This is a genomic window from Glycomyces dulcitolivorans, from assembly GCF_003265355.1.
Classification (GTDB): Bacteria; Actinomycetota; Actinomycetes; order Mycobacteriales; family Micromonosporaceae; genus Glycomyces; species Glycomyces dulcitolivorans.
Window position 1 is genome coordinate 1 of record NZ_QFRW01000229.1, and the last position, 9631, is coordinate 9631.

Annotated in this window: 7 protein-coding genes; 5 read left to right on the forward strand and 2 right to left on the reverse strand. The window is 72.7% G+C overall.

Features of this window, described 5'->3' with window-relative positions; genetic code table 11:
* The 3 genes from DI269_RS15525 to DI269_RS15535 form a co-directional block, all read left to right on the forward strand.
* Window positions 1-202: hypothetical protein (locus DI269_RS15525; RefSeq protein WP_157975015.1), on the forward strand; the 202-nt coding region annotated here is incomplete at its 5' end.
* A complete protein-coding gene (locus DI269_RS15530) occupies window positions 199-1584 on the forward strand; it encodes a DNA polymerase Y family protein (protein ID WP_112137383.1) in 1386 nt (461 codons plus the stop codon). The genes DI269_RS15525 and DI269_RS15530, both read left to right, overlap by 4 nt.
* Window positions 1577-4741 (forward strand): error-prone DNA polymerase, encoded by a 3165-nt coding sequence (locus DI269_RS15535; protein WP_112137385.1) that lies wholly within the window; start codon window positions 1577-1579, stop codon window positions 4739-4741. Before DI269_RS15530 ends, DI269_RS15535 begins: the two co-directional genes overlap by 8 nt.
* Before the next feature lie 72 nt (window positions 4742-4813).
* Here DI269_RS15535 and DI269_RS15540 read toward each other — a convergent pair whose 3' ends face one another.
* Together DI269_RS15540 and DI269_RS15545 are read right to left on the reverse strand one after the other, a co-directional pair.
* Window positions 4814-6061 (reverse strand): sulfotransferase family protein, encoded by a 1248-nt coding sequence (locus DI269_RS15540; protein ID WP_157975016.1) that lies wholly within the window; start codon window positions 6059-6061, stop codon window positions 4814-4816.
* 88 nt (window positions 6062-6149) lie between these two features.
* Window positions 6150-7121 carry a S41 family peptidase gene (locus tag DI269_RS15545; RefSeq protein WP_198667463.1) on the reverse strand — a complete coding sequence of 324 codons (972 nt, stop codon included), beginning with the start codon at window positions 7119-7121 and terminating at the stop codon, window positions 6150-6152.
* Window positions 7122-7204: 83 nt separating this feature from the next.
* On the opposite strand from DI269_RS15545, the gene DI269_RS15550 reads away from it, so the two are divergent.
* Together DI269_RS15550 and DI269_RS15555 are read left to right on the forward strand one after the other, a co-directional pair.
* On the forward strand, window positions 7205-7699 hold the full coding sequence (locus DI269_RS15550) for an ArsR family transcriptional regulator (protein ID WP_112137392.1): 495 nt from the start codon (window positions 7205-7207) through the stop codon (window positions 7697-7699).
* A gap of 78 nt (window positions 7700-7777) precedes the next feature.
* Window positions 7778-9556, forward strand: coding sequence for a chitinase (locus DI269_RS15555; RefSeq protein ID WP_112137394.1), 1779 nt, complete (start codon window positions 7778-7780; stop codon window positions 9554-9556).
* Window positions 9557-9631: the final 75 nt, after the last annotated feature.

The following is a 9631-nucleotide window of genomic DNA, read 5'->3' on the forward strand; positions in this document are numbered from 1 at the left end:
CCGGTGGCGCTCCGGCGGCGTGCGGCGGGCCTCGATCTGGCCCTACGGCGGCAAGCCCCCTGAGCACGTCCTCGACCTCCGCGACCGCGCCGCCGAACCGACGAGCGGCGGCCGGTCCGCCGCAGGGGAGGCGCACGCCCGGACCGGGAGCGGTGCGGTCGTGGACCTGCGCGCCCGCGCCGCCGGGGAGGAGCGGCCGTGAACGCCCGCGTCCGCCGCGTTCCGAGCCGGGTCCTGGTCATGCGGCTCGTCGACTGGGACGGCGAGGACGCCGCCGCGTTCGAACCGGTCCTGGAGGCCCTGGACCTGCTCACCCCGTACGTCGAGGTCCTCGAACCGGGCTGCGCGGCCGTGCCGCTGCGCGCCGGGGCCGGCGACGAGGCGCTGTTCTGCGAGCGGCTCATCGACACGGTGTCCGGCCTGGTCGACCAGGACTGCCTCACCGGGGTCGCCGACGGCCTGTTCGCGGCGGTCCTGGCCGCCCGCGACGGCCGGATCGTCCCGGTCGGCGGCGACGCCGCGTTCCTCGCCGGATGCGACGTCGCCGACCTCCAGGCCACCGGGCTGGTCGACCGCGAGACCTGCGAGACCCTGCGCCACCTGGGCATCGACACGCTCGGGAAGTTCCGGGAGCTGCCGCCGCAGTCGGTGGCCGAGCGGTTCGGCGCGCCCGTGCGCCGGGCCCAGATGCTCGCCGCCGGGCGCTTCTCCCGCCCGCTCGTGCCGCGCCCGGCCGCGCCCGAACTCGCGGTCGCCGAGACCCCCGAGACGCCGTACGCCACGGTCAAGCACGCGGTCTTCGCCGCCCGGCCCCTCGCCGAGCGGCTCCTGCGCGTCCTCGACGAGCGCAACCTCACCTGCACCCGCGTCACCGTCACCGCCCGCACCGGCAGCGGCCTGGAACGGCGCCGGACCTGGCAGATCGACCCCTCGATCACCGCCGCCGACCTCGCCCGGCGCGTCCGCTGGCAGCTGGAGGGCTGGCTCGCCGCCGGGCCGCTCGTCCACGGCGGCGACGAGGCCGCGAACGCCGTCACCTCGCTCGAACTCGCCCCCGGCGGCCTGGTCGGCCTCGTCAAGGCCGGGCGCGGCCTGTGGGGCGAGAAGACCGCCGCCGCCGTCAAAGCCGAAGCGGCCCTGCGGCATGCGCAGAGCCTGTTCGGCCCCGAAGCCGTCCGCATCGCCGGCCACGGCGACGGCCGCGACCTCGATGAGCGATACGCCAGCGCCGCGTGGGAGGTCGAGCCGGTCCCGCCGCCGCCGTCGGGGCCGTGGCCGGGCGGGCTGCCCGACCCGCTGCCGCAGCGCCACGGCAAGGGGCAGGACGTGGAGGTCCTCGACGCGGCCGGGGCGCCCGTGGCGGTCTCGGCCCGCGGCGACCTGTCGGCGACGCCGGCGCTGGTCGCGTTGGGCGGCAGGCGGATCCGGATCGCGGCGTGGGCGGGGCCGTGGCCGGTGGCCGAGCGGTGGTGGGGAGCGGAGGCCCGCCGGTACGCGCGCCTCCAGGTGGAGCTGGCCGACGGGAGCTTCGCGCTGCTGGTGCGCGAGGACGGCCGGTGGCGGGCGGTGGGCTGGTATGACTGAGTACGCCGAGCTGCACTGCCACTCGCACTACTCGTTCGCCGACGGCGCCGACTCCCCCGCCGCGCTGGCCGCCGAGGCGGCCCGGCTCGGTTTGACGGGGCTCGCGATCACCGACCACGACGGCCTGTACGCGGTCTCCCAGTTCGCCACGGCTGCAAGGGAAGCGGACCTGCCGACGGTGTTCGGGGCCGAGCTGGGGCTCGACATGCCGAAGGCGCGGCGCGGCCAGGCCGACCCGGCCGGGCGGCACCTGGTCGTCCTCGCCCGCGACCCCGAGGGCTACAAGCGGCTCTCGCGGGCCATCACGGCCGCGAAGCTCGCCGGCGGGGAGAAGGACCGCCCCCGCTACGGCCTCGACGACCTCGCCGCGGGCGCGGGCGGGCGCTGGCAGGTCCTCACCGGCTGCCGCAAGGGCGTGGTGAACGCGGCGCTGGACGCGGGCGGTCCGGCCGCGGCCGAGCGGGAGCTGCGGGGGCTGGTCGACCGGTTCGGGGCCGGGAACGTCGCGGTCGAGCTGACCTGCCACGACCTGCCCGGGGACACCGAGCGGATGGAGGCGCTCGCGGCGGTGGCGCGGCGGTGCCGGGTCCCCTTGGCGGCGACCGGCAACGCCCACTACGCGGTCCCGGCGCGGGCCAAGACCGCGGCGGCGCTGGCGGCGATCCGGGCGCGGACGACCCTGGACGGGGTGGACCCGTTCCTGCCGGCGAACGCGGGGGCGCACCTGCGTTCGGGCGAGGAGATGGCGCTGCGGTTCGCGGACTTCCCCGAGGCGCTCGCGGCGTCGGTGGGGATCGCGGCCGAGTGCGCGTTCGACCTGGAGCTGCTGAAGCCGCGGCTGCCGCACTTCCCGGTCCCGGACGGCCACGACGACTTCTCCTATCTGGCGCGGCTGACCGTGCAGGGGGCGCTGGAGCGCTACGGGCCGCTGAGCGCGGCGACGGCGAAGCAGTGGGGCCAGCTCGACAAGGAGCTGCGCGTGATCAAGCGGCTGGGGTTCAGCGGCTACTTCCTCATCGTGGCGGACATCGTCGGCTTCTGCGGGAAGAGCGGCATCCTCTGCCAGGGCCGGGGGTCGGCGGCGAACAGCGCGGTCTGCTACGCCCTCGGGGTGACCAGTGTGGACCCGGTCGAGTTCGGGCTGCTGTTCGAGCGGTTCCTGTCCGACGAGCGCACCGGGCCGCCGGACATCGACATCGACATCGAGTCGGGCCGCCGCGAGGAGGTCATCCAGTACGTCTACGGGAAGTACGGGCGGGACCGGGCGGCCCTGGTGGCGAACGTGGTCACGTACCGGCCGCGGTCGGCGGTGCGGGACGCGGCCAAGGCGCTCGGGTACGGCCACGAGCAGGCGGTGGCCTGGTCGAAGCGGCTGCACCGGTGGGGCGGGATCGACCCCGGTGAGGCCGAGGGGATCCCGGCCGACGTCCAGGCGCTGGCGGGCGAGCTGCGGGACCTGCCACAGCACCTGGGCATCCACCCGGGCGGGATGGTGCTCACCGAGGAGCCGGTCAGCCAGATCGTGCCGGTGGAGCCCGCGCGCATGAAGGACCGCACGGTCCTCCAGTGGGACAAGGAGGACTGCGCCGACGCGCACCTGGTGAAGTTCGACCTGCTGGGCCTGGGGATGCTGGAGGCGCTGCACCGCATGGCCGACCTGGTGCAGGAGTTCCACGGGCGGGAGATCCGCCTGTGGCGGCTGCCGCCGGACGAGCCCGAGGTGTACGACATGCTGTGCCGGGCCGACACGGTGGGCGTGTTCCAGGTCGAGTCGCGGGCGCAGATGGCGACCCTGCCGCGCCTGCGCCCCAGGAAGTTCGAGGACCTCGTCGCGGAGGTGGCGCTCATCCGCCCCGGCCCGATCCAGGGCGGGGCGGTCCACCCGTACCTGCGGCGGCGGCACGGCGAGCCGTGGCGCGACCAGGTGCCGGAGATCCTGCACCCGGTGCTGGAGAAGACGTACGGGGTGCCGCTGTTCCAGGAGCAGCTGATGCAGATCGCCATCACGGCCGCGGGGTTCAACGGCGGGGAGGCCGACCAGCTGCGGAGGGCCATGGGCGCCAAGCGGTCGGCCGAGCGGATGGAGGAGCTGAAGGCGCGCCTGTACTCCGGGATGCGGGAGAAGGGGATCACGGAGGCGCAGGCCGACCAGATCTACGAGCAGCTGAAGTCGTTCGCGGACTTCGGGTTCCCCGAGTCGCACGCCGCCTCGTTCGCGCATCTGGTGTGGTCCTCGGCGTGGCTCAAGTGCCACTACCCGGCGGCGTTCTACGCCGGGCTGCTGGCGAGCCAGCCGATGGGGTTCTACTCCCCCGCGTCGCTGATCGCCGACGCGCAGCGGCACGGCATCGCGGTGCTGGCCCCGGACGTCAACGCCAGCAAGGAGGTCGCCTCGCTCGTCCCGACCGACCGGGCGTGCGAGGCGCCGCTGCACGGGGTCGCGGACCTGCGGCTGGGCCTGGACAACGTCAAGGGCCTGGGCGCCGACGCGGGCAAGCGGATCGCGGCCGCGCGGGACGCGGAGGGGCCGTTCCGGTCCATGGCCGACCTGGCGCGCCGGGCCGGGCTCGACCGGGGCCGCCTGGAGAAGCTCGCCGTCGCCGGGGCCCTGGGCAGCCTGGAGCCGGACCGGCGCAAGGCACTGTGGACGGCGGGCACGGTGGACGAGCGGCCCGGCACGATCCCCGGCACCGGGCTCGCCGCGCCGGCGCCGACGCTGCCGGGCATGAGCGCCGCCGAGCTCGCGCGCGCCGACTACACGGGGCTGGGCCTGTCGGTCGAGACGCACCCGATGGAACTGGTCCGCGCCCACCTCGACGCCGACGGCGTCCTCCCGGCCCGGCGCCTGCCGCACATGAAGGACGGCAAGCGGGTCGAGATCGCCGGGATCGTCACCCACCGCCAGCGCCCCTCGACGGCGAAGGGCGTGACGTTCCTGAGCCTGGAGGACGAGACGGGCATCGCGAACGTCGTGTGCTCGCAGGGGCTGTGGAAGCGCTGGCAGTCGGTGGCGACCGTGGCGAAGGCGCTGCGCATCAAGGGGACCGTGGAGAAGGCCGTCGACGCGCACCCGAGCGCGATGCCGATGATCGTGGCGTACAAGCTCATCGAACTGGACTTGAACAGCCCGTCGGCGCCGTCGCGCGATTTCCGTTGAAGCACAGTCGCTGAGGCGCCTGCGAAAGGCGCACGGGCCCGGAGGCCGGTCCGTGCGCCTGGCGCGAGTTCGTTATCCGGCGGCGATGCGCATGTAGTCGCTGCCGAAGGCGTCGTCCACTTCGGAGGGGTCGATGCCGTAACCGAGGAGGGAGTGCTCGTGGCGGCGCACGCCGTCGCGGCCGCCGCCCTGGCCGGTGCGGGTGAGCTGCTCTTCAAGGCGCGCTTCGTCGTCGGGGCCCCAGGGGAGGTCGAGCTGGCGGAACAGCTCGGGGACGGCGGAGTGGGGGGAGCCGGTGAGGCGGTGGTACTTGACGTCGATGAAGCGGCCGGGCTCCATGGAGGCGGCGCGGATCTGGCGGCACTGCTCCATGCCGGCGGCGAGCTCCTGGAGCCAGGTGCGCCCGATCTCCTTGGGGTCGACGGCGCCGCGCTTGAGGTGGATGCTGTACAGGCTCTCCACCATGGAGCACAGGGACGACATGACGGTGGTGGGGTCGCGGTGGGTGAGGACGATCTGCGCGTCGGGGAAGACGCGCAGGATCGAGTCGAGGTTGAAGATGTTGCCGGGGTGCTTGAGGACCCACCGCTGCTTGGGGCGCCCGTACTGGAGGACCTGGAGGGCGTCGCGCACGAACCGGAAGTCGGTGTCGCGGTCGTAGGACTCGCGGTACCAGTCGAGGTAGCCGGGGAGCGGGGCGACGGTGGTGTGGAACGTGGCGTGGAACTTCAGCCAGTAGTCCTCTTCGGGCCACTGGGCGTTCGTGGGGTGGATGTGCTGCCACGTCTTGGACATGAGGAGGGTCATGTCGAGGCGCTTCTGGGTCTTGCGGATGCGGCGCTCGCGTTCGGCGGCGTCGGGTTCGAGGCCGAGGTAGTACATCTCCCACAGGTACGGGGCGCGGGCGGAGTCGGAGCCGGCGATGATGTGCTGCGCGAGGGTGGTCGCGGTGCGGGGCAGGCCGAGGACGAAGATGGGCCGCTCGACGGCCTCGCCGCGGACGCCCGGGTGCTGGCGCTGGAGGCGGCGGACGGTGAGCAGGTTCGAGATCCGGGCCTCGACCATGTCCTTGGCCGAGCGCCAGCCGACGCCGGAGAGGTCGGGGGTCTGGGCCCAGCAGTGCAGGAGGAACCGCAGGCTCTCCAGGATCTGGTCGTCCTCACCGGACAGGGCGAGGCCGGTGGTGTCGGTGTCCTTGCGGGCCTTGGCGTGCATCTTGTCGAACAGGTTGTCGACCTTGCGGGTGCCGCCCGACTCGGACCGGCGCTGGCCTTCCATCAGGACGTTGAGGACGCCCAGCATCTGTGTGGTGCGCTGCAAGAGAGGTCTCCTTGGTGACGAATCGTCCGCTCCTCGGTGGGCCACACCTTACCGCCGCCGAGGGGCGGGCGCGATTCAGGCCCGCCCGCTATGCGTCGTCCTGTGCCGCTTGGAGTCCGGCGAGGGCCGCGGTGGCTTCGGCGGTGTTCTGGCGGCGGAATCCGGTGTCGCCGAGGGCGATGACGGCTTCGAGGGCGCGGCGGTGGGCTTCGGGGAGCGCGTCGGCGGCGGTGGCGGGGACGTCGGGGACGACGCCGGTGCCTTCCCAGTTGCCGCCGGAGATCGGGCTGACGGAGCGGGCGGTGGGGATGGTGACTTCGAGGTGGGTGTCCACTTTGAAGCCCTGGCGGGGGTGGGCGCCGCCCCTGGTGCGCTCGCCGACGACGACGGCGCGGCCGCGTTCCTGGAGGTCGAAGCTCAGGGCCTCGCCGCCGGAGAAGGTGGTGGCGCTGGTGAGGACCCACACGGGCTTGTCGGGGCCGAACTTCGGGCCGGGGACGTGGGAGGACCACGACTGCTTGAAGTCGGCGGGGTCGCGGTGGGCCATGCCGGTGAGCTGGACCGGTTCGGCGCCGGTGAAGAAGCCGTAGGCCCACTCGACCATGTCCGGGTCGCCGCCGAGGCATTCGCGCAGGTCGAGGATGAGGGCGTCGGTGGCGGCGAGGAGGTGCATCGCGGCGGTGACGCGCTCGCCCGCGACGGCCGGCGGGAACAGCAGCGGGGCGATCTTCAGCAGGCCGACGTTCCCGGCGAGGCGCTGGGCGTTCGCGACGCCGCCGCAGGTGAGGTCGGCCCACTCGCCCATCTGGCGCAGCTGGGTCTCCTCGTCGTCGTGGGTGTCGGCGAGTTCGGTCTCGCTGTACTTGAGCCGCAGGTGGAGGTCGTTGTTGACCGATTGCAGGTCGGGGGTGACGAGCTCGGCGAGGCGGGCCTGGTCGGCGCCGTCGTACCGGCCCTCGGCCGCGGCGGCGGCAAGGCGGGCGCCGAGCTCGGCGGCGACCTCGGGGAAGACGTAGTGCTCGTCGAGCAGTTTGGCGATGTGCGGGATGACGGCGGACATCTGGACCTCCATGGGGGGCTGGTGATACCGAGAAGTCAACCACGGAGTTGACAAAGTGTCCAGAGTTCTGGACACTTAATTTCATGAACGCTCCCGAGCCCGAGGACCTGACGGTGGCCTCGCCGCAGCAGTACCGCGCCCTCGCCCACCCGGTGCGCCACCGGCTGCTCTTCGCCCTCGGCCGGCAGACGGCGACCCTGAGCGGGCTGGCCGCCGACCTCGGCATCAGCAAGGGCAGCGCCGGCCACCACCTGAAGATCCTCCGCGAGGCGGGCCTGGTCGAACTCGCCGAGTCCAAGCAGGTCCGCGGCGGCACCGAGCAGTACTTCAAGCGCTCCTTCCGCAAGCTCCACTACGAGGCCGGCGAGACGACGAGGGCGGTCCTCGCCGCCGTCGCCGACGAGGTCCTCACCGACGAGGACGACCCCCTGATGACCCTCCGCGGCGTCCGCCTGAGCCGCAGCCAGGCAGAGCAACTCCGCAAGACCCTGGAGGACCTGGTCGACGGCCTCCCCGACGAGGAGGGCGAGGACCGCTACGGCGTCATCGTCGGCCTCTACCGCCCCGGCCGGTCCTGAACCCGCGCAGATCCTCTCGGAAACCGACGTATTGACATTTATTAATAGGAAGGTTTACTGTCAGTACGGGAGGATCACATGAGAAGACCGCGTTTGCTCGCATCCCTGCTCGCCGCAATGACGGTGGCGCTGGCCGGGGCCCTGAGCGCTTCGCCGGCGCAGGCCGCCAATCTGTTGACCGATCCCGGGTTCGAGTCCGGGTCGGCCTCGCCGTGGGTCTGCGAATCCGCGCAGGTCGTGAGTTCGCCGGTGCGGTCGGGGGCCAAGGCGCTCCAGTCGACCGCGGGGGCGGCCTCGACGGGGCGGTGCGCGCTCACCGTGTCGGTGCGGCCCAGCAGCAGCTACACGTTCAGCGCGTGGGTGCGCGGGTCCTATGTGTATCTGGGCGCGACGGGGGCCGGATCGACCTGGACCGGGTCGGCCGGGGCGTTCGCGCAGTTGAGCACCACGTTCACCACGGGCGCGGCGCAGACGACCGCAGAGGTGTACGTCCACGGCTGGTACGGGCAGGGCGCCTTCTGGGTCGATGACGCCGTGCTGGACGGGCCGCCCGGGGACGGCGGGGGCGGGGGTCCGGTGCCCGGCGCGCCTGGATCGGTGCGGGTCTCGCAGGCCGCCGAGACGAGCGTGACCTTGGCTTGGAATGCCGCTTCCGGGGAGGTGGATGGCTACACGGTCCGGCGTACGGGGGCTGCCGACATCTCCACCACGGGGACGACGGCCACTATCAGTGGGCTTTCCTCTTGCACCACTTACGAGTTCACGGTGACGGCCCACAATGCCGAGGGCTCGGGACCTGCTGCCGCGGTGACCGCGCGGACCGCGGGCTGCTCGGGGTCGGGGCTGGCCGACAAGGCGCTCATCGGGTACCTGCACACCAGCTTCGCGAACGGCTCGGGGTACATCAGGCTCGACGACGTGCCGTCCGAATGGGACGTCATCAACCTCGCGTTCGGCGAGCCGACCAGCCCGACCTCCGGTGACATCCGGTTCTCGCTGTGCCCGGTCGCCGAGTGCCCGAACGTCGAGACCAAGGCCGAGTTCATCGCCGCGATCGACCGGAAGCAGGCCGAGGGCAAGAAGGTCCTGCTGTCGATCGGCGGGCAGAACGGCCAGGTCCAGCTGACCACCACGGCCGCGAGGAACGCGTTCGTGTCCTCCGTCAGCGCGATCATCGACGAGTACGGGCTCGACGGCCTCGACGTCGACCTCGAAGGCCACTCGCTGTACTTCAACAGCGGCGACAGCGACTTCCGCAACCCGACCACGCCCGTCATCGTCAACCTGATCGCCGCGCTCAAGTCGCTGACGGCCGCGGGCGGGGACGGCTTCGTGCTCTCGATGGCGCCCGAGACGTTCTTCGTGCAGGTCGGCCACCAGTTCTACGGCGGCACCAGCTCCGGCGACAACCGCACCGGCTCCTACCTGCCGGTCATCCACGCCCTGCGCGACCAGCTCGACGTCCTCCACGTGCAGGACTACAACTCCGGACCCGTGATGGGCCTGGACGGGCAGTACCACAACATGGGCGGCGCGGACTTCCACATCGCGATGACCGACATGCTCAAGGCCGGGTTCCAGGTCGCCAACACCGGGCAGTTCTTCCCGGGGCTGCGCGAGGACCAGATCGCGTTCGGGCTCCCGGCCGCGGTGAGCGCCGGGAACGGGTACACCCAGCCCGCGCAGGTCCACCAGGCGCTCGACTGCCTGACGTCGGGGGCGAACTGCGGCGGGTACACGCTGCGCGGCGGGGCCTCGCCGGGACTGCGGGGGCTCATGACCTGGTCGGTCAACTGGGACAGGTACTACGGCTGGGAGTTCATGAACAGCCACCGGCCCTATCTGGACGCGCTCTAGGGATCACAAAGGAGCCGGGCCCGACCGCTGCTGCGGTCGGGCCCGGTTCTCGTTCGGGATCAGTGGGCGAGCGCC